The sequence below is a fragment of the Microbacterium sp. NPDC091676 genome (genome assembly GCF_044756645.1).
Classification (GTDB): Bacteria; Actinomycetota; Actinomycetes; order Actinomycetales; family Microbacteriaceae; genus Microbacterium; species Microbacterium paraoxydans_D.
The window spans coordinates 255549-273518 of sequence record NZ_JBIVTI010000002.1 but is presented as its reverse complement, the minus strand read 5'-3'; the positions used below and the strand labels follow the sequence as shown (position 1 = coordinate 273518).

The window sequence follows — 17970 nt, the reverse complement described above, 5'->3', positions numbered from 1 at the left end:
CGGATGGTGGGGTGGCGTCAGACCGTCTTGCCCACCTTGAGCATGTATCCGAAGCCCCGCTTGGTCTGGATGAGCGACTCCTCGGTGTGCGGGTCGATCTTGCGCCGCAGGTACGAGATGTAGCTCTCGACGATGCCGGCATCGCCGTTGAAGTCGTACTCCCAGACGTGGTCGAGGATCTGCGCCTTCGACAGCACGCGGTTGGGGTTGAGCATGAGGTAGCGGAGGAGCTTGAACTCCGTCGGGCTCAGGTCGATCGGCTCCTTGCCGACGTGCACGTCGTGCGTGTCCTGGTCCATCGAGAGCTCGCCGGCGCGGATGATCGACTCCTCGTCGGCCTGCATCGTGCGGCGGAGGATGGCCTGGGCCCTGGCGACGATCTCGTCCAGGCTGAACGGCTTGGTGACGTAGTCGTCGCCGCCGGCGTTGAGCCCTTCGATCTTGTCCTCCGTGCCGTCCTTCGCCGTGAGGAAGAGGATTGGAGCCGTGAAACCGGCGCCGCGGAGACGCTTGGTCACGCTGAACCCGTTCATGTCGGGGAGCATGACGTCGAGGATGATGAGGTCCGGCTCCTCCTCGAGGACGGCGGAGATCGTGGCGGCGCCGTTGGCCACCGTCTTCACCTGGAACCCGGCGAAGCTGAGACCCGTGGAGAGCAGGTCGCGGATGTTGGGCTCGTCGTCGACGACCAGGATGCGCGCAGCAGTCATGACCCCATTATGGTGACTTCGGCCATGCGCGGGCTGATTATCCTGCGGAACGGCGTGGATGCGGTCGATCCGCCGGCCGATGGATGCGCCGCACAGGCGGCCGGGGGAGGATCGAGGCATGAGCTCGATCGAGGACGCCTCCGCCGCCCCCGTCTCCCCGTCCGCCCCCTCGTCCGAGGTGTCCGAAGACGGGGTCGAGTACCACCGTCTGGCACTCCTCCGCCCGCGTCCTCGCTGGTGGAAGCCGCTGCTCACCGGCCTCCTCGGCATCGCCTTCTACCTCGCGATCCTCGTGCTCGTGATCGTGCCGCTCGTGATCGTCGCGTCTTTGGTGCCCGGGTGGGGCGCCGAGCTGCAGATGCTGTTCCGGACCACCGCGTACTTCCAGCTCGATCGTCCGTGGCTCCTGGTCGCACTCGTGCTCCCGCTCATCCTCATGATCCCGGCTCTGCTCCTCGCCTCGCGGGTCGTCCAGGGGCGGGGCGTCGGCCTGCTGTCCTCGGTCACCGGACGGCTGCGGATGGGCTGGCTCGGCCGGACCCTCGTGCTGGCGCTCGCGGTGTTCGTCGTCTACTTCGCCGTGGTGCTCGGCTGGTCGGCGGCCGCGGGCGACGCCGTGACGCCGGACTTCTCCCACCCGGGGCTCCTGCTCATGGTGGTGCTCCTGCTCGTGCTCATCCCGTTCCAGGCGGCGGCCGAGGAGTACGTCTTCCGCGGCTATCTGATGCAGCTCGTCGGAAGCTGGCTGCGCCACCCCGCCTTCGCGATCCTGCTGCCGGTACCGCTCTTCGTGCTGGGGCACGGCTACGACGTCTGGGGCGCGGCGAGCGTGGGGTTGTTCGCCGTCGTCGCCGCGTGGCTGACGTGGCGCACCGGTGGGCTGGAAGCGGCCATCGCACTGCACATCGTCAACAATCTGCTGATCTTCCTGCTCGGCTCCGTCGCCGTCGTCGACGCGAACGCCACCTCGGGGACGCCGGTGGATCTGCTGGGCTCCGCGCTGGCGATGCTCGTCTTCGCCGTCGTCGCGGACCGCTGGGCGCGCCGACGAGGGATCACTCGGACCGCGGGGATGACCGACGGCTCCGCGGGGACGCACCAGCTCCCGCGGATGCTGCGCGGCTGAGCGGCCGCACGCCGGTCAGGCGGCGATCGCCTCGGCGTCCATGATCGTGTAGCTGTAGCCCTGCTCGGCGAGGAACCGCTGTCGATTCTGCGCGTAGTCCTGATCGATCGTGTCGCGGGCCACGAGCGTGTAGAAGCTCGCGGTGTGGCCGGACTGCTTGGGGCGGAGGAGCCGTCCGAGACGCTGGGCCTCCTCCTGCCGCGAACCGAACGAGCCGGAAACCTGGATGGCCACCGATGCCTCAGGGAGGTCGATGGAGAAGTTCGCGACCTTCGACACCACGAGCAGCGATATGTCGCCCTCGCGGAACGCCCGGTAGAGCTCCTCGCGCTCCTCGACCGGGGTGGACCCGGTGATCTGCGGAGCGTCGAGCGCCTGCGAGAGCGCATCGAGCTGGTCGAGGTACTGCCCGATGACGAGGATCTGCTCGCCCTGGTGCGCCGCGATCAGCTCGCGCACCGCGTCGATCTTCGCCGGAGCGGAGGCGGCGAGCCGGTAGCGCTCGTCGTCGGTCGCCGCGGCGTACTCCAGGCGGTCCGCCGGCGGCAGGTCGACCCGCACCTCGAAGCAGGCGGCGGGGGAGATGAACCCCTGCGCCTCGATCTGCTTCCACGGGGCGTCGAAGCGCTTCGGGCCGATGAGGCTGAAGACGTCGCCCTCGCGGCCGTCCTCGCGGACCAGGGTCGCCGTGAGGCCGATCCGGCGCCGCGCCTGCAGGTCGGCGGTGAGCTTGAACACCGGCGCCGGGAGCAGGTGCACCTCGTCGTACACGATGAGGCCCCAGTCCAGTGCGTCGAGGAGGGCGAGGTGCGCGTACTCGCCCTTCCGCTTCGCCGTGAGGATCTGGTAGGTCGCGATCGTGACGGGCTTGACCTCCTTGGCCTGCCCGGAGTACTCGCCGATCTCCTCGGGGGTGAGGCTCGTGCGCTTGAGCAGCTCGTCGCGCCACTGCCGCGCGGAGACCGTGTTCGTCACGAGGATGAGCGTCGTGGTCTTGGTGGCCGCCATGGCCCCCGCGCCGACGATGGTCTTCCCTGCACCGCAGGGGAGCACGACCACACCGGAGCCGTCCTTCGAGAAGGCGTCGACGGCGTCCTGCTGGTACGGGCGGATGGCCCAGCCGTCCTCCGCGAGCTCGATCTCGTGCGGGGTCCCCGGCGTGTAGCCGGCGAGGTCCTCGGCCGGCCAGCCGATCTTCAGCAGCTCCTGCTTGATCTGACCGCGCGCCCAGGCGTCGACGACGAAGGTCTCCGGCGTCGGATGCCCGATGAGCAGCGGCTGGATGCGCTTGTTGTTCGCGACCTGCGCCAGCACGGCGGGATCGGACGAGCGGAGGATCAGCACGCCCTCGTCGTCGCGTTCGATGACCAGGCGCCCGTACCGGTTGACCGTCTCGCGCAGGTCGACCGCGACGGAGGGCGGCACCGGGAAGCGCGACCAGCGGTCGAGCGTCTCCAGCATGTCCTCGGCGGTGTGCCCCGCCGCGCGGGCGTTCCACAGGCCGAGCCGTGTGATCCGATAGGTGTGGATGTGCTCGGGCGCGCGCTCCAGCTCGGCGAAGATCGCGAGCTCGTGGCGGGCGCTCTCGGCGTCGGCGTGGGCGACCTCGAGGAGCACGGTGCGGTCGCTCTGGACGATCAGGGGGCCATCAGACATAGCTGCCCAGTCTACCGGCCTCTGGCTGCACGAGGCCTAGGTCGGGACGACGGTCGCGGCGCGGATGCTCGACACCGGCAGGGTGCGCTCGACGTCGGCCGCCCTGTCCCTGCCGCGCAGCCGTCCGCCGCCGATCCCGGTGGCTTCGAGCAGGAGATCCCTGGTGGATCCGTCCGGCATGCCGACCGTCACCTGCAGCACGGCCTTCGCACGCACCGCCGCCTCGAGCTCGCGGTCCAGCCAGGCGGCATCCGCGTCGGGACCCTGACGTTCGCGCAGCCGGGCGATCAGCGGTCCGTAGTCGGGGGCGGGATCCGGATCCGTCACGGCGGCCGGGTGGCGGGTGCGCACGGTGACGGTCCCGTCGCGATCGACGAGGGTCGCCGGATACCGGGCGTCGGTCAGCGCCCAGTAGACCGTGTCCTGCCCGACCTTGGTCGTCAGCGATCCTTCGTGCACGGCGAGCCCGAGGGGGCGGAGCGTCTGGTCGACCGCCATGGCCTCGAGGAGATGGGCGTCCGCGCTCTCCACGCGCGTGCGCCCGGTCTCGTCATCCACGGCGACCCGCACGAGCCCATGGCGCTGGCCGGTCTGCGCGACGAGGTAGCCCAGGGGCTGCGGGATGCCCGTGAGCGAGAGGCCGCCCAGGAACTCCAGGATCGAGGACTCGTCTTCTCCGGCCGCGAAGGCGTGCGCCACCGACTCCGCGGTGAAGCGGTACGACGAGGCCTGGGAGGCCGACTCCCGGCGGGCCATGGTGCGCAGGCGCACGTCGAGCGCGGGCTGCAACGGGCCGGGGGCTATCGCGGTGAGATCGTTCTGGAGGAAGATGCGGTCCACCTCCGTCGGCAGGAGCGTCGAGAGGGCCGCCGCGTCGGCCGCCTCGCCGCGACGCAGCGCCTCGGACCACGGGGGTGCCGAGCCGTCCTCCGCGACCAGGCCGAGGAGTCGGGCGGCTTCCCGCTGGCGCTCGGCTTCCTCCGGCCAGGACGGATCCCACGGGTGGGCGAGGGGCCACTGCGCGGGCGGGAGCCAGCCGCCCGCTCCCGAGCGCACGCCGCGGGGCAGGGCGTCGCGGAAGGCTGTGGCCAGCACGCTCCAGCGCGTGGTCGCGGGGGAGCGCAGCCACTCCTCCGCCGCGGGCGTCGTCCGGAGCAGCCGGTCGATCGGTGCCGCCAGTCCGGCCCGGACGGCGAGGGCCACCAGCGGATCGATGCTCTCGACGGCGAGGCCGGCTTCGGCGAGCTGGCGTTTCTGCCCCGCGCTCACAGCACCGCCCATGAGCAGCGCGAAGGGCTGCTCCCTGGCGAGGAGGAGGATGTCGGCCAGCGCGCCGACGGTGGTGAAGGCGCGTTCGGCGGCGTGCGCCGCCACCGACGCGGTCGACGCCGGCGCGGGCGTGTCGTCCAACACGGCGGGGCGTGCCTTCCCTGCGACGGCGTCCGCCACCGGCGGGTGCGGGGTGCCGTCGGGGCGGAGGAGGGCGAGGGCGGTCAGGCGCTCCCGCTCGGCGCCGACGGCGCCTCCGGCGGCGGCGTCGATGAGCGCTGCGGCCTCGGCCGCGGTCAGGGTGGGCAGCGCGCGGGCGATCGAGGACGGCTCCAGGAGGGCCTCCGCCCCGTCGAAGAAGTCCTGCCATCCGGCATCCGGACGGATGCCTCGCGCGCTCAGCAGCGCAGCCAGCTCGTCATCGCTCGCCGCGGCCAGGTGATCGGCCAGCGGGCGTGCGTGCGTGCTCATCGGTGCGACCTCAGCGACGCGACTCTGCGCGGCCCTTCCGCACGAAGCTCATCACCAGCAGCACGATGATCATGACGAACGCGAGCGGCAGCCCCCAGTAGGGGATCGCGGCGATCACGGGCCACAGCCCCTCACCGAAGGCGGCCCGATCCATGCCCAGCGCCGTGCCGATGATGATGATGAAGAAGCAGATCACCGCCGCCGCGGCGATGCCGAGCGCGGTGAACGCCAGGACGCGGTCGATCCGACGGATGGGGACCTCCGGTCCCCCGCTCTGCGTACTCATCCGCCCCAGCCTACTCGCACGCGAGGAAGCCGATCCGATCTGCCCGTGACCGGTAGGCTGGGGGCACGCGCACGAGCGCGTCCCGTTCTGCATTCGATCCCAGCGAGGTTCTCCCATGCCCACCGGCAAGGTCAGGTTCTACGACGAAGACAAGGGTTTCGGCTTCATCGCCAGCGATGACGGCCAGGACGTCTTCCTGCACGCCTCCGCGCTGCCCGCCGGCACCGCGATGAAGGCGGGTACGCGCGTGGAGTTCGGCGTGGCCGACGGCAAGCGCGGACTCCAGGCGCTGTCGGTCCGGGTGCTCGAAGCGCCGCCCAGCCTCGCGAAGGCGAAGCGCAAGCCCGCCGACGACATGGCGATCATCATCGAGGACCTCGTGAAGCTCCTCGACGGCATCGGCGGCGATCTGCGCCGCGGCCGCTACCCCTCTTCGAGCCACGGTCGCAAGATCGCGGCCGTCCTGCGCAAGGTCGCCGATGACCTCGAAGCCTGACGCCGACGCGCGTCTCGTCGAGGCGCACGACCTCGCGCTCTCCGCGCTGCGCGAGATCACCCCCGCGGCCACGATCGGACCGGCCGCCGGGTTCACGCCGGAAGAGGACGGATCCGTCTCCCTCCGCTTCGAGAACCGCCTCCCCGGCTACCCCGGCTGGTACTGGACGGTGACGGTCGCCCGTGTCGACGACGAGGAGCCCACCGTCCTCGAGGTCGAGCTGCTCCCCGGCGACGGCGCGCTGCTCGCCCCGGAATGGGTGCCGTGGGCCGAGCGCCTTGCCGAGTACCGCGCGCACCAGGCCGAGCTCGCCGAGGCCGCTGCGGCCGGCGGCGAGGACGGCGAGGTCGACGAGGAGGCCGACGGCGAGCTCGATGACGACGGCATCGACGATGACGAGCTCGACGAGGACGGTTCCGACATCCTGCACGCCGGCGACCTCGACGGCGTGGACATCGACGAGCTCGACGACTCCGACGACGTCGATGCGTCCGAGGCGGAAGACATCGACGACGACGCCGATGAAGACGACGCCGACGCCCACGACGAGGCAGAAGACGACGCCGAGGACGACGAGGCAGAGGGCTCCGAGGACGACGACGCCGACGCCCGCGATGCGGACGCCGGCGACGAAGAGGAGTGAGGGGGGGCGGTCAGCCGCCCAGGTTCTCCTGCACGAAGTCGATGGCCCGGATGAGCTGACGCACGTCGTCCGGCTCGATCGAGACGAAGGTCGCCACCCGCAGCTGGTTGCGGCCGAGCTTGCGGTACGGCTCGGTGTCGACGATGCCGTTGGCGCGCAGCGCCTTCGCGATCGCCGCGGCGTCGACGCTCTCGTCGAAGTCGATGGTCGCGACCACGGGCGAGCGGTGCGACGGGTCGCTGACGAAGGGCGTCGCCACGGCGGACGCCTCCGCCCAGTCGTACAGCGCCGAGGAGGACTCGGCCGTGCGCGCCGCGGCCCAGGCGAGCCCGCCGTTGTCGAGGATCCAGCGCAGCTGGTCGTCCAGGAGGAGCAGCGTCGTCAGGGCGGGGGTGTTCAGCGTCTGGTTGAGCCGCGAGTTGTCCACCGCGTGCTTCAGGCTCAGGAATTCCGGGATGTACCGGCCGGAGGCGGCGATCCGCTCGATGCGATCGATTGCGGCGGGGGAGACCGCGGCGAACCAGAGCCCCCCGTCCGACCCGAGGTTCTTCTGCGGGGCGAAGTAGTAGACGTCGGCCTGCGCCATGTCGACGTCGATGCCGCCGGCGGCGCTCGTCGCGTCGATCACCGTGAGGGCGCCCTCCGCGCGGACGCGCTCGATCGGCGCCGACACTCCGGTCGAGGTCTCGTTGTGGGGCCAGGCGTACACGTCGACGCCCTCGACGATCTCCGCGGCGGTCCGCGACCCGGGCTCGGCGGAGCGGACGTCGGGAGCCTCCAGCCACGGGGCCGCAGCGGCCTTGGCGAACTTGCCCCCGAACTCGCCGAACACGAGGTTCTGGCTGCGACGCTCGATGAGGCCGAAGGCCGCGGCGTCCCAGAAGGCGGTCGACCCGCCGTTGCCCAGGATGATCTCGTACCCCTCGGGCAGGCGGAAGAGGGCGGCGAGCTGCTCGCGGACGCTGCCGACGAGGTTCTTCACGGGCGCCTGGCGATGCGAGGTCCCGAGGATCGAGGCGCCCGTCGTGACGAGCGACTCGAGCTGCGCGCCGCGCACCTTCGAGGGGCCGCAGCCGAAGCGGCCGTCAGTGGGCAGGAGGTCACGGGGAATCTCGATCGCCATGGCTAGATTCTAGGGGGATCGCGCCGCCGTTCCTCCCGCCTGCGCCCCGTCCGATGTCGCCGGGGGAATGTAGGCTTGCCTAAGAACTTTCGGAGGGCCCACATGACGGATCTGATCGACACCACGGAGATGTATCTCCGCACCATCCTCGAACTCGAGGAGGAGAACATCGTGCCGCTGCGGGCGCGCATCTCGGAGCGCCTCGGCCACTCCGGTCCCACCGTCTCGCAGACCGTGGGGCGCATGGAGCGCGACGGTCTCGTCGTGGTGTCCGAGGACCGCACGCTCGAACTCACCGACGCCGGGCGCCGCAAGGCCGTCGACGTGATGCGCAAGCACCGGCTCGCCGAGCGCCTGCTGTCCGATGTCATCGGGCTGGACTGGGCGTTCGTGCACGAGGAGGCCTGTCGCTGGGAGCACGTCATGAGCGAGCAGGTCGAGCGTCGTCTCGTCGAGCTGCTCGGGCACCCCACCGAATCGCCGTACGGCAACCCGATCCCCGGTCTCGACCAGCTCGGCGACCTTCCCGCCCGTACCTTCGACGAGGGCGTGATCGGTCTCGTGCAGAGGCTGAACGCCGCCGGTGAGCCCGTCGAGGGGACCGTCCGCCGCCTCGCGGAGCCGGCGCAGGTCGACCCCGAGCTCCTGGAGCAGCTGCGCGATGCGGGCGTCGTCCCCGGTGCGCGCGGAGACTTCCGTTTCAACGAGGGCTACGTGCTCATCCAGATGGACGGCAAGGAGGAGGGCTTGGAGCTCCCCGTCGAGCTCGCCTCGCACATCTTCCTCGTCGGCGAGCCCGCCTGATCGGCTCACCGAGGATTGTCAGTTTCCCAGGGTGACATGATCGTTATCTTCCGGTAACCTCGGTCAGGTCCTCAGCGAAGAAGCCCGCTGGGGGCGAACCGCGAAGATCCGCCTTCCGGCTCGTCGTCTTCCCGAGAGGGATGCGCTCGAACCCGAGCAGTGCATCCCTGCCCTGGGGCAGAGAGTGTCGACGAGCCAGCGCCACCCGAGGTGCGAGGGCTCAGGAGGACCACGTTTTGGCCGCAGACATCGAACCGACCGCGAAGACATCTGAAGACCGAGTACCCGCCCGACGCTCCGGCGCCCGGGTCGGTGTTCGGAAGATCGCAGCCCCTCTCCGGTCGGTGGCGATCTTCGGTGCCGTCGGCGCCCTCGTCGCCGCCGTCGCGCTCCCCGCCTACGCCGCGTCGAAGCCGACGGATGCCACTGCGCAGACCGTCCAGCAGCTCGCCGCCGTGGATGCGCAGTCGCTCGTCGTCGCCTCGGAGGCCACCGCCGCCCCGCTCGTGCGCGGTGCCTTCAGCGCCACCACGCCCGAGGAGATCGAGAAGAAGAAGGCCGAAGAGGCTGCTGCCGCCGCCGCTCGTGCCGCGGCCGCCGCCGCATCCGCCTCCACGCCCTCGTCCGGAACCTTCAACACCGCCGGTTACGCTCTCGTCGCCCCCGGCTCGGGCGAGGTCCGCTATCCGCTGCCCATCGGCTCCTGGAACGTCAGCCGCACGGTCGGTGGCGGGCACAACGGTGCGGACATGCTCGCTCCCGCCGGCACGCCGATCTACGCCGCCGCCTCCGGCGTCGTGCGCGCCTCCGCCGAGAGCATCGGCGGCTACGGCGTCGCGGTCATGCTCGACAGCGTCGTGGGTGGCCAGCGCGTGCAGACCACGTACGGGCACATGCTCTACGGCTCCCGCCAGGTGCAGGCCGGGCAGACGGTCGCAGCCGGCCAGCTCATCGGCTACGTGGGCAGCACCGGACGGTCGACGGCGAACCACCTCCACTTCGAGGTCTGGATCAACGGCGGTCTCGTCGAGCCGATGTCCTGGCTCTCCGTCAACGCCGGCTGACCGGGACACGTTCCCGGTCATTCATCTCCCGTTCCGCCGCGGCTCGCGCGGGATGGGTTAGCCTGAACCCGTCGTCATACAGGCGGGAGAGGCTGATGGAGCGAACACCGAGCATCCGAACCATGGACGCTCTCGGTCGTCACGTCCTTCGGCATTGCCCGCAGGGATGCCGCGGTGCTGCCGCGCGCGAAAGGCGCCGTCTCTAGACGGCGCCTTTTCTCGTCCCTGCGAACACTCTTCCTCCTGCACGACGTCGTGTGAGTCGAGAGTGCCGGGAAGCCGTCCCGGCGGATCGAGAGGATGACGAATGCGCACACTGGTCCTGAATGCCGGATACGAGCCGCTGGCGATCGTGTCCTTCAAGAGAGCCCTCGTCCTGGTCATGAACGACAAGGCGACGGTCATCGAACGCGTCGAGGACGACCCCGTCTGGGGGACCCACGGCGTCTACGACCGCCCGGCGGTGATCATCCTCTCCCGCTACGTGCGCGTCCCCACGAGTCGGCGCGTCCCCGTGACGCGGCGCGGCGTGCTGCGACGCGATGGTCATCGCTGCGGGTACTGCGGCAAGGCCGCCGCGACGATCGACCACGTCCTCCCTCGCTCGCGCGGCGGCGCGGACTCCTGGGAGAACCTCGTCGCGTGCTGCCTGCGCTGCAACAACCTCAAGAGCAACCGCACCCCGCAGGAGATGCGGTGGCAGCTGCGGTTCACGCCGCGCCCCCCGCACGGGACGGCGTGGACGGTGCGCGGGGTGGAGCGCAGCGATCCCCGCTGGGAGCCCTACCTCGCCCTCGCCGCATGACGGACAGCGCGAGGGCGCGCAACCCTGGTCCCGTAGACTGGGTTGCGCGCCCTCGTAGCTCAGCAGGATAGAGCAGCCCTCTCCTAAAGGGCAGGTCGCAGGTTCGAATCCTGTCGAGGGCACTCCCGCTTCCGCACGCGTCAGGGCTGTCCGCGCCGCCACAGCTTCGACGGCCACCAGATGGCCTTGCCGATGTCGTAGGCGAGCGCCGGGACGAGCAGCGAGCGCACCACGAAGGTGTCCAGCAGCACTCCGAACGCGACGATGAACGCGAGCTGCACGAGGAAGAGGATCGGGATCACCGACAGCGCCGCGAAGGTCGCCGCCAGCACCAGGCCGGCGGAGGTGATGACGCCGCCGGTGATCGAGAGCCCGCGGAGGATGCCCTCCCTCGTCCCGTGCTGCTTCGACTCCTCGCGCACCCGCGTCATGAGGAAGATGTTGTAGTCGATGCCCAGGGCGACGAGGAAGACGAAGCCGTACAGCGGGACGGCGGGGTCTGCTCCGGGGAAGTCGAAGATGCCGTTGAACACGAGCGCCGAGACGCCCATGGCCGTGCCGAAGGACAGCACCGTCGTGAGGATCAGCAGTACCGGTGCGAGGATCGAGCGCAGCAGCAGCATGAGGATGATCATGATCACGACGAGGATGACCGGGATGATGAGGTTGCGGTCGTGGATGGACGCGTCGTTCGTATCGATCGAGGTCGCCGTCACCCCGCCCACCACGGCTCCGAGGTCGTCGAGCTCTCCGCGCAGCTCGCGCACGGTGGAGGCAGCCGCAGCGGAGTCGGCGGCGTCCGTCAGGGTCCCCTGCAGGAGCACCTGACCGTCGACCGTCGTGGGCTCCGGAGCGGGGGTCCCGGGAGGGCCGACGGCCGTGATCCCGTCGGCCGTCACCGGGGCGGACCCGCTCGGGGAATCGGCCGCGGTGACGGTCACCCCGTCGATCCCGTCGTTCGCGAGGAGCACGTCGGCGGCATCCTGCAGGCGGTCCTCGTCCACGATCACCGAGACCGGGCTCCCGGAGCCGCCGGGGAAGTGCTCGCCGAGCGCGACCTGGCCATCCCGCGCCTCCGAGGCCCCGAGCACGAGGTCGGACTGCGGCACCCCCTGAGCGTCCAGCTGGGTGACCCCGGCCGCGCCCGCGAGGAGGACGAGGGTGGTCGCGATCCAGATCACGCGGGGACGCTTCTTGATGAGGCCGGACAGCCGCGCCCACAGACCGGTGGTGCGCATGCCGTGCTCCTCGGCCACGACCTCGGGCTCGAACCGCGGGCGACGGGGCCAGAAGACCGCGCGCCCGAACAGCAGCAGCAGTGCGGGCAGGAGCGTGAGGGCCGAGAGCATCGCGAACACGATGCCGATCGCCGCGACCGGGCCGAGCGTGCTGTTCGACTTCAGGTCGCTGAGCAGCAGACACAGGAGTCCCGCGATCACGGTGCCCCCGGAGGCGACGATCGGCTCGACGGACCCCTTCCACGCGGCGAGGAGCGCGACGCCCTTGTCCTGCGAGACCCGCAGCTCCTCCCGGAACCGCGCGACGAAGAGCAACGCGTAGTCGGTGGCGGCGCCGATCACGAGGATGAAGAGGATGCCCTGGGTCTGCCCGCTGAGCAGCAGGATCTCCCACTTGGCCAGCCACCAGACGACGAGGAGCGCGACGCACAGGGCGAACAGGCTCGTGGAGAGCACCACGAGCGGCAGCAGGAACGAGCGGTAGACGAGGACGAGGATCACGAGCACGGCGAGCAGGGCGACGCCGAGGAGGAGGCCGTCGATGCCCGCGAAGCCGGCGGCGAGGTCGGCCGTGAAGCCCGCAGGTCCGGTGATGTAGACCGTGATGCCGTCCGGCACCGCGGCGCGCAGCTCGTCACCGAGAGCGGTGGTGGCGTCGCTGAGCTCGGCGTCGCCGTCGATCGGGATGAAGGCTTGCACGGCTCGGCCGTCCTCGGACGGAAGCGCCGGGGAGACGTCGTCCGCGACGCCCTCCACGTCCGGCGCGTCGGCCACCGCGTCGGAGATCGCCTCGAGCTCGGACGGCGTCAGCTCCTCTTCCGAGGTGAACACCGCGATCGCCGGGATCGCGTCGCTGTCGGTGAACTCGCCGAGGAGCTGCTGGACCGTCGTGGCGTCCGCGGACTCCGGGAGGTAGGTCGTCTGGTCGTTCGACGACACCTCGTCGACCTTCCCGAAGAGCGGACCGCCGAGGGATGCTCCCACCAGCCACACGAGGATGAGGGCGACGGGCAGGAACACCCGCAGCCAGGAGTGGCGTCGGGTGCGCGCGCGGGTCGGCGGCGTCGGTGCGGGGGCGGGGCGGGACATCGGGGTCCTTTCGGGAGCGGTGGCGGGGCGAGGCGGCGCGGGGGTCAGGAGACCCAGGCGAGGATGAGGATCATCGTGGCGAGGAAGCCGGCGATGTAGTTCAGTGCGATGAACCGGCGCCAGGCGCGGTTCGTGCCGGCCGAGGTCTCGTCGGTGACGTTCCACCACGGCGCGGCGTTGACGATGTAGGGCAGGGCGAGAACGGCGGCGAGCGGGCCGGGCCAGGGGGTCAGCAGCATCGCACCACCGGCGATCGCCCACAGCACGAGGGCGAGCCGGACGGTGGCCCTGGCGCCGATCACCGTCGCGATGGACGAGATCCCGCCCTCGCGGTCGGGCCCGATGTCCTGCACGGCGCCGAAGGCGTGGGCGGCCATGCCCCAGAGGAAGAAGGCGACGAGGACGAGGACGGCGGTCGTGGTGACGGGGGCTCCGGCGAGCGAGAGTCCGACGAGGGCGGGGCTGACGAAGTGGGTGCTCGAGGTCACGGAGTCCAGGAAGGGACGCTCCTTGAACCGCAGCACCGGCGCGGAGTAGGCGAGGACGGCGAACACGCTGACCGCGAGCCACAGCCACGACGCCGGGGTGCCGACCGCGAACAGATAGACGAGGAACGGCACGTTCGTCGCCGCCGCCGCCCACAGCGTCGCACGATGGATGCGCGGGGACAGCAGCGCGCCCTCGATCCCGCCCTTGCGCGGATTGGCCAGATCGGAGGCGTAGTCGAAGACGTCGTTGATGCCGTACATGGCGAGGTTGTACGGCACGAGGAAGTACAGGGTGCCGATCACGAACGTCGCGTCGATCTCCCTGGTGCTCAGCAGGTAGGCGGCGGCGAAGGGGAAAGCCGTGTTGATCCAGCTGATCGGTCGGGAGGAGAGCACGATCTGGGCGATATCGCGTCCGATGCCGCCCGCGCGGGACGCCTGATCGGTCATGCCCGGTCCTCCTGTCGGGCGGCGGCGCGCGTCCGGGATCGGCGCGCGCGGAGGACGGTCCACAGGGCGGGGAGCAGCAGCACCCCGGCCAGCGGGTACGCGAAGTCCTCGATCGGGGCGAGTCCGATGTGCACGCCGGCGAGCGGGCCGGGGGCGTAGTGGAAGAGCCCGGTGGCGATCATGACGGTGTCGAACACGGCGGTCAGCACGAGGAGGGCGAGGGCCGTGAGCGTGAGGGCGCCGAGGTGCGGGGTGCGCCGCGCGCCGACGCAGAGCGCGACCGCGGCCACGGCGGCGACGGCGAGGAAGACCGCCGACAGCTGGAGGTAGCTCATGCCGACGCTCCTTCCGCGTCAGCACGGCCACGGCGGCTGTCCAGGAGGCGCACGGCACCGCCGTAGAGCACCATGGTGCAGACGACGAGGAAGACCAGGAAGATCGGCTCTTCGAGGGGGAGCTCGGGGGCCAGGACGATGCCCGTGGCGATCGCCGCCTCGCCGCGGAAGAAGATCCCCGCCGCGATGCCGGCCACATCCCAGACGAGGAAGAAGGCGAGGCCGACGACGGTGACGACGGCGGCCGCCACGGCGTCGCGCCAGAAGAAGAGGCGGAACCTCCAGTCCAGCAGCAGCATGCAGCCGAGGGACACGAGGAGCGCGGTCAGGTAGATCGCGCCCATCATGCCCGCTCCGCGCTCGCCGGTCGTGGGGCCGGCTCCGGCAGCGGACCGGGGGAGTGGTCGCCCCGGATGCGCTTGAGCACGATCTCGGCGCTGATGAGGCACATCGGCACCCCGACGCCCGGTGCGGTGGTCGCCCCGGCGTAGTACAGCCCCTGCACACGGCGGGAGGCGTTCTGCGCGCGGAACATGGCGCTCTGCGAGAGGATGTGCGCGGGTCCGAGCATGCCGCCCCGCCAGGAGTGGTAGTCGTCGCGGAAGTCGGCCGGCCCCACGGTCTCACGGACGACGATCCGCTCCCGCAGATCGGGGATCCCCGCCCACGTCGCGATCATCTCGATCGCGGCGTCCGCGGCCTCCTCGACGGCCGGGGAGCCGGCGCCGTCGCTTCCCCCGTGTCCGAGATCGACATCCGCCGGCACCGGGACGAGCACGAAGAGGTTCTCGTGCCCGTCCGGCGCGACCTCGGCGTCGGTGGCGCTGGGCCGGCAGACATAGGTGGACGCCGGGGTCGGGACGGCAGGGGTGCGACCGAAGATCGCGTCGAAGTTCGCATCCCAGTCGTCGGTGAAGAAGAGCGAGTGGTGCGGGAGCTGGGGCAGCGTGCCGCGGACGCCGAGCATCACGAGCACGCCGCCGGGGCCGCTCGTGCGCCGCGCCCACCAGGACTCGGGGTAGGACTGCAGGGTGGGCGGCAGGAGCGCCGTCTCGGTGTGGTGCAGATCGGCGCCGGAGACGACGATGTCCGCGTCCTCCACGTGCTGGTGGCCGTCGCGGTCCGTCCAGCCGACGCCGGTCGCGTACGTCGCGCCGTCCGCGTCCTGGGTGCGGATCCCGGTGACCTCCGCCCCGGTGACGATCCGCGCGCCGGCATCCTGGGCCAGCGCCGCCAACCGCTCGACGACACGCCAGAAGCCGCCCTGCGGATACAGAACGCCCTGGTCGAGGTCGAGCGCGCTCATCAGGTGGTACATCGCCGGCGCCGTCCGCGGGTCGGTGCCCAGGAAGACGGCGGGGTAGCCGAGGATCTGCCGCAGCACCGGGTGCCGGAAGCGCCGGGCGGCGAAGGCCTGGAGGCGCGTGCCGAGCAGCGAGAACAGTCGCGGCAGCGCGCGCACCACCTCGGGCGCGGCGAGCGTCCTGGTCCGGGTGAACGGGTTGTAGAGGAAGTAGCTCCTCGCCATGGCGCCGGCGTCGTGGGCGGAGGTGAGGTAGGTGTCGAGGGCGGCGGCGGACCCCGGTTCCATCGACTCGAACAGCTCCGCGACGGCGTCCCGTCCGGCGGGGACCGTCACCGGATCGTCGCCGGACTCGGGGGAGCGGAAGACGCGATAGCCCGGATCGAGCAGCGTCAGGTCGAGCTGCTCCGCGGTGCTGGTCCCCATCATCGCGAAGTAGTGGTCGAAGACCTCGGGCATGAGGTACCACGACGGGCCGGAGTCGAACCGGAAGCCGTCGCGCTCGATGGTGCCCGCCCGTCCGCCGACGCGGTCGTTCTTCTCCAGCACCACGACGTCGTGCCCGTCGCGCGCGAGCAGCCCGGCCGTGGCCAGGCCGGCCACACCGGCGCCGATGATGACGATGCGGCTCATCGATCCCGCTCCAGGCTCGTGACGACGACGGCGCGCGCGGCGAGCAGCGCCTTGATCGGATCCGGCACGCGGACCCGGCGGTGGTACAGCTCGGCTGCAGGGGTCCGCGCGACGCGGTGCGTCAGGGCGGCGAAGAGGGCGAGGGCGCTCCGGACGGCGGCACGGGCGTCCTTCGGGAGCAGCGGGATCGCGGCTCTCGCGTCGGCGAGCTGACGGTGGACGGTGTCGACCCAGGCGTCGCGATCGGCGTCGGTGAGCCGTTCCGTGCCGCCGAGGTAGCCGCGCTGCAGGCGGTCGGTGTCGTCGGCGAGGTCGCGGAGGAAGTTCACGTTCTGGAACGCGGCTCCCAGCCGTCGCGCCCCGCGGTCGAGGATCTCGAGTTCGGCCGGCGTGCGCGTGGCGTCGCGGAGGAAGACCCGCAGGCACATGAGGCCGACGACCTCCGCCGACCCGTAGACGTAGGCGGCGTGCGCGTCGGCGTCGTAGGCCGTGAACCCGGACGGGCCGGCGATGTCGGCACGCATCGAGTCGAAGAACGGCTGCGTGAGCTCTTCGCCGATCCCGCACTCGCGCGCTGTCCGCGCGAACGCGTGCAGGATGAGGTCGCTGCTGTAGCCGGTCCGCATCGACCGATGGGTCTCCGCGATGTACGAGTCCAGGGCGGCGGCCTGGGCGCTCGCGTCGAGTCCCGCCTCGGCGGCGACGCCGTCGACGATCTCGTCCGCGATGCGCACCATGGCGTAGATGTTGCGGACGTGCTGACGGTGGCGTCGCCCGAGGAGGCGAGTGGCCAGGCCGAACGACGTCGAGTAGGTGCGGATCACGTCGGAGGTCGCGATCTCGGCGGTGCGGCTGAAGCGGCGCAGCGCCGCGTCGTCGCGGTGCTCGGCGGGGGTCGCGGTCATCGGGCGCGGCCCTCGATCCGGTCGGCGAGCGCGAGGATCACGCGTCCGGCGTCGGCGGAGAGCGTGCCCGCCTCCTCGGCTTCCGCGAGGACGGTCGAGACGGCGGCGAGCTGCTCCTCCACGAGCCCGCGGACGAAGCCCTCGGCGCCGCACTCGCGGAGGCGGTCGCGCATCTCCGCCGCGTCGTCGATGCTGAGGTCGACCTCGCCGAACCGCAGTTCGATGGCGGGCCAGTGGCTGGTCATCCGCGCGTAGGCGATGATCGCGGTCTCCTTGCCCTCGCGGAGGTCGGAGTAGGGGTCCTTGCCGTGGATGTCCGGGTCTCCGAACACGGACAGCAGGTCGTCCTGGAGCTGGTAGGCGAGGCCGAGGTGACCGCCGATCTCGGTCAGCTGCTCCTCGGCCGCCGTCGGCGCCCCGGACAGGATCGCCGCCGCGCGGAGCGGGAGGACGAAGGAATAGGCGGCGGTCTTGGACGCGCTCGTGGCGAGGATGGTGCGCAGATCGGCGGCGATGACGCCGTCGCTCAGTGCGACGTCGGAGTGCTCTCCGGCGACGGTCTCGAACACGGTCGTCTCGAGGAGCGCGAGGAGCCGCTCCCGTCGCGGCGCGGGGAGGTCGGCACGCGCGAAGCCGAGCACGGCGCTGGACAGCAGGAGGTCTCCGAGGAGGATGGCGCTCGAGCGGCCCCAGTGCAGGGCCGCGTCGCCGGACTCGTCAGGGCGACGGGAGACGAGGGAGCCGATGAGATTGGGACGACGGCGGCGCGTGAGGTCGCCGTCGATGACGTCGTCGTGCAGGAGGAACGCGAAGTGCAGGAGCTCGACATGAGCGGCCACATCGATCGCCCGTGCGGTGTCCTTCTCCGTGAGGGGAGCCGCGGTGAGGGCGGAGAGCAGGTCCATGAGCATGCGCGGACGCAGGAGCTTCCCCCCGAGGGCGTGCCCTGCGGCGGTGTGCCACAGCGCGGCGAACTCCGACCCGTAGTGCTCGGCGGCGGCGGTGCGCTCGGTGAACCGCTGCCGCAGCACCGCCTCGATGCGGGTGCCGAGGTCTTCCTCTGTCACCGTGACGAC

The 17970-nt window shown here is 71.1% G+C and carries 18 protein-coding genes and 1 tRNA gene; 7 read left to right on the top strand and 12 right to left on the bottom strand.

From position 1 onward, the window contains the following. Window positions 1-17: 17 nt before the first annotated feature. The gene (locus ACIQID_RS14415) at window positions 18-710 is read right to left on the bottom strand and encodes a response regulator transcription factor (RefSeq protein ID WP_025105529.1); all 693 of its coding nucleotides are present in this window, start codon (window positions 708-710) and stop codon (window positions 18-20) included. Window positions 711-828: 118 nt separating this feature from the next. Here ACIQID_RS14415 and ACIQID_RS14410 point away from each other — a divergent pair, with 118 nt between their 5' ends. Further along, complete coding sequence (locus ACIQID_RS14410) at window positions 829-1836, top strand: lysostaphin resistance A-like protein (RefSeq protein ID WP_400286347.1); 1008 nt, start codon at window positions 829-831, stop codon at window positions 1834-1836. 15 nt (window positions 1837-1851) lie between these two features. Here ACIQID_RS14410 and ACIQID_RS14405 read toward each other — a convergent pair whose 3' ends face one another. From ACIQID_RS14405 to ACIQID_RS14395, 3 genes are read right to left on the bottom strand one after another with little or no spacing between them, the layout of a single operon-like run. Beyond that, the gene (locus tag ACIQID_RS14405; protein WP_331201943.1) at window positions 1852-3492 is read right to left on the bottom strand and encodes a DNA repair helicase XPB; all 1641 of its coding nucleotides are present in this window, start codon (window positions 3490-3492) and stop codon (window positions 1852-1854) included. A gap of 36 nt (window positions 3493-3528) precedes the next feature. After that, window positions 3529-5232 (bottom strand): helicase-associated domain-containing protein, encoded by a 1704-nt coding sequence (locus tag ACIQID_RS14400; RefSeq protein WP_400286343.1) that lies wholly within the window; start codon window positions 5230-5232, stop codon window positions 3529-3531. Window positions 5233-5242: 10 nt separating this feature from the next. Next, window positions 5243-5518, bottom strand: coding sequence for a multidrug ABC transporter ATPase (locus ACIQID_RS14395; RefSeq protein ID WP_400286340.1), 276 nt, complete (start codon window positions 5516-5518; stop codon window positions 5243-5245). Between the two features lie 115 nt (window positions 5519-5633). Here ACIQID_RS14395 and ACIQID_RS14390 point away from each other — a divergent pair, with 115 nt between their 5' ends. Both ACIQID_RS14390 and ACIQID_RS14385 read left to right on the top strand, forming a co-directional pair. Beyond that, a complete protein-coding gene (locus tag ACIQID_RS14390; RefSeq protein ID WP_312675402.1) occupies window positions 5634-6014 on the top strand; it encodes a cold shock domain-containing protein in 381 nt (126 codons plus the stop codon). Beyond that, window positions 5998-6657: a DUF3027 domain-containing protein gene (locus ACIQID_RS14385; RefSeq protein ID WP_400286337.1), complete on the top strand. Its 660-nt coding sequence runs from the start codon at window positions 5998-6000 to the stop codon at window positions 6655-6657. The genes ACIQID_RS14390 and ACIQID_RS14385 overlap by 17 nt, the downstream gene beginning before the upstream one ends. 10 nt (window positions 6658-6667) lie before the next feature. On the opposite strand, the gene serC is transcribed toward ACIQID_RS14385, so the two are convergent. Next, a complete protein-coding gene (serC, locus tag ACIQID_RS14380) occupies window positions 6668-7780 on the bottom strand; it encodes a phosphoserine transaminase (RefSeq protein ID WP_312675400.1) in 1113 nt (370 codons plus the stop codon). Between the two features lie 102 nt (window positions 7781-7882). On the opposite strand from serC, the gene ACIQID_RS14375 reads away from it, so the two are divergent. The 4 genes from ACIQID_RS14375 (at window position 7883) to ACIQID_RS14360 (ending at window position 10575) form a co-directional block, all read left to right on the top strand. Continuing rightward, a complete protein-coding gene (locus ACIQID_RS14375) occupies window positions 7883-8584 on the top strand; it encodes a metal-dependent transcriptional regulator (RefSeq protein WP_025105536.1) in 702 nt (233 codons plus the stop codon). Between the two features lie 344 nt (window positions 8585-8928). Then, entirely contained in the window at window positions 8929-9648 is a 720-nt protein-coding gene (locus ACIQID_RS14370; protein WP_312675399.1) for a M23 family metallopeptidase, read from the top strand. Between the two features lie 307 nt (window positions 9649-9955). After that, on the top strand, window positions 9956-10453 hold the full coding sequence (locus ACIQID_RS14365) for an HNH endonuclease (protein ID WP_025105538.1): 498 nt from the start codon (window positions 9956-9958) through the stop codon (window positions 10451-10453). Window positions 10454-10501: 48 nt separating this feature from the next. Then, window positions 10502-10575 (top strand) — tRNA-Arg (locus ACIQID_RS14360). 18 nt (window positions 10576-10593) lie between these two features. Here the strand turns inward: ACIQID_RS14360 and ACIQID_RS14355 are convergent. From ACIQID_RS14355 to ACIQID_RS14325, 7 genes are read right to left on the bottom strand one after another with little or no spacing between them, the layout of a single operon-like run. Then, complete coding sequence (locus ACIQID_RS14355; RefSeq protein ID WP_400286330.1) at window positions 10594-12780, bottom strand: MMPL family transporter; 2187 nt, start codon at window positions 12778-12780, stop codon at window positions 10594-10596. A 44-nt stretch (window positions 12781-12824) separates the two neighbouring features. Further along, window positions 12825-13718, bottom strand: a complete 894-nt coding sequence (locus ACIQID_RS14350) for a prenyltransferase (RefSeq protein WP_400286327.1) — start codon at window positions 13716-13718, stop codon at window positions 12825-12827. Further along, complete coding sequence (locus ACIQID_RS14345) at window positions 13715-14053, bottom strand: lycopene cyclase domain-containing protein (RefSeq protein WP_312675396.1); 339 nt, start codon at window positions 14051-14053, stop codon at window positions 13715-13717. Before ACIQID_RS14345 ends, ACIQID_RS14350 begins: the two co-directional genes overlap by 4 nt. After that, the gene (locus tag ACIQID_RS14340) at window positions 14050-14397 is read right to left on the bottom strand and encodes a lycopene cyclase domain-containing protein (protein WP_312675931.1); all 348 of its coding nucleotides are present in this window, start codon (window positions 14395-14397) and stop codon (window positions 14050-14052) included. The genes ACIQID_RS14345 and ACIQID_RS14340 overlap by 4 nt, the downstream gene beginning before the upstream one ends. Beyond that, window positions 14397-15989: a phytoene desaturase family protein gene (gene crtI / locus ACIQID_RS14335; RefSeq protein ID WP_400286323.1), complete on the bottom strand. Its 1593-nt coding sequence runs from the start codon at window positions 15987-15989 to the stop codon at window positions 14397-14399. Before crtI ends, ACIQID_RS14340 begins: the two co-directional genes overlap by 1 nt. Continuing rightward, window positions 15986-16894 (bottom strand): phytoene/squalene synthase family protein, encoded by a 909-nt coding sequence (locus ACIQID_RS14330; RefSeq protein WP_400286320.1) that lies wholly within the window; start codon window positions 16892-16894, stop codon window positions 15986-15988. The genes crtI and ACIQID_RS14330 overlap by 4 nt, the downstream gene beginning before the upstream one ends. Beyond that, the gene (locus ACIQID_RS14325; protein WP_400286317.1) at window positions 16891-17961 is read right to left on the bottom strand and encodes a polyprenyl synthetase family protein; all 1071 of its coding nucleotides are present in this window, start codon (window positions 17959-17961) and stop codon (window positions 16891-16893) included. Before ACIQID_RS14325 ends, ACIQID_RS14330 begins: the two co-directional genes overlap by 4 nt. Between the last annotated feature and the right edge of the window lie 9 nt (window positions 17962-17970).

Bases quoted from the DNA above. Each gene is read 5' to 3' on its own strand.
- ACIQID_RS14415 (WP_025105529.1), bottom strand. From the start codon at position 710: ATGACTGCTGCGCGCATCCTGGTCGTCGACGACGAGCCCAACATCCGC.
- ACIQID_RS14410 (WP_400286347.1), top strand. From the start codon at position 829: ATGAGCTCGATCGAGGACGCCTCCGCCGCCCCCGTCTCCCCGTCCGCC.
- ACIQID_RS14405 (WP_331201943.1), bottom strand. From the start codon at position 3,492: ATGTCTGATGGCCCCCTGATCGTCCAGAGCGACCGCACCGTGCTCCTC.
- ACIQID_RS14400 (WP_400286343.1), bottom strand. From the start codon at position 5,232: ATGAGCACGCACGCACGCCCGCTGGCCGATCACCTGGCCGCGGCGAGC.
- ACIQID_RS14395 (WP_400286340.1), bottom strand. From the start codon at position 5,518: ATGAGTACGCAGAGCGGGGGACCGGAGGTCCCCATCCGTCGGATCGAC.
- ACIQID_RS14390 (WP_312675402.1), top strand. From the start codon at position 5,634: ATGCCCACCGGCAAGGTCAGGTTCTACGACGAAGACAAGGGTTTCGGC.
- ACIQID_RS14385 (WP_400286337.1), top strand. From the start codon at position 5,998: ATGACCTCGAAGCCTGACGCCGACGCGCGTCTCGTCGAGGCGCACGAC.
- serC (WP_312675400.1), bottom strand. From the start codon at position 7,780: ATGGCGATCGAGATTCCCCGTGACCTCCTGCCCACTGACGGCCGCTTC.
- ACIQID_RS14375 (WP_025105536.1), top strand. From the start codon at position 7,883: ATGACGGATCTGATCGACACCACGGAGATGTATCTCCGCACCATCCTC.
- ACIQID_RS14365 (WP_025105538.1), top strand. From the start codon at position 9,956: ATGCGCACACTGGTCCTGAATGCCGGATACGAGCCGCTGGCGATCGTG.
- ACIQID_RS14355 (WP_400286330.1), bottom strand. From the start codon at position 12,780: ATGTCCCGCCCCGCCCCCGCACCGACGCCGCCGACCCGCGCGCGCACC.
- ACIQID_RS14350 (WP_400286327.1), bottom strand. From the start codon at position 13,718: ATGACCGATCAGGCGTCCCGCGCGGGCGGCATCGGACGCGATATCGCC.
- ACIQID_RS14345 (WP_312675396.1), bottom strand. From the start codon at position 14,053: ATGAGCTACCTCCAGCTGTCGGCGGTCTTCCTCGCCGTCGCCGCCGTG.
- ACIQID_RS14340 (WP_312675931.1), bottom strand. From the start codon at position 14,397: ATGGGCGCGATCTACCTGACCGCGCTCCTCGTGTCCCTCGGCTGCATG.
- crtI (WP_400286323.1), bottom strand. From the start codon at position 15,989: ATGAGCCGCATCGTCATCATCGGCGCCGGTGTGGCCGGCCTGGCCACG.
- ACIQID_RS14330 (WP_400286320.1), bottom strand. From the start codon at position 16,894: ATGACCGCGACCCCCGCCGAGCACCGCGACGACGCGGCGCTGCGCCGC.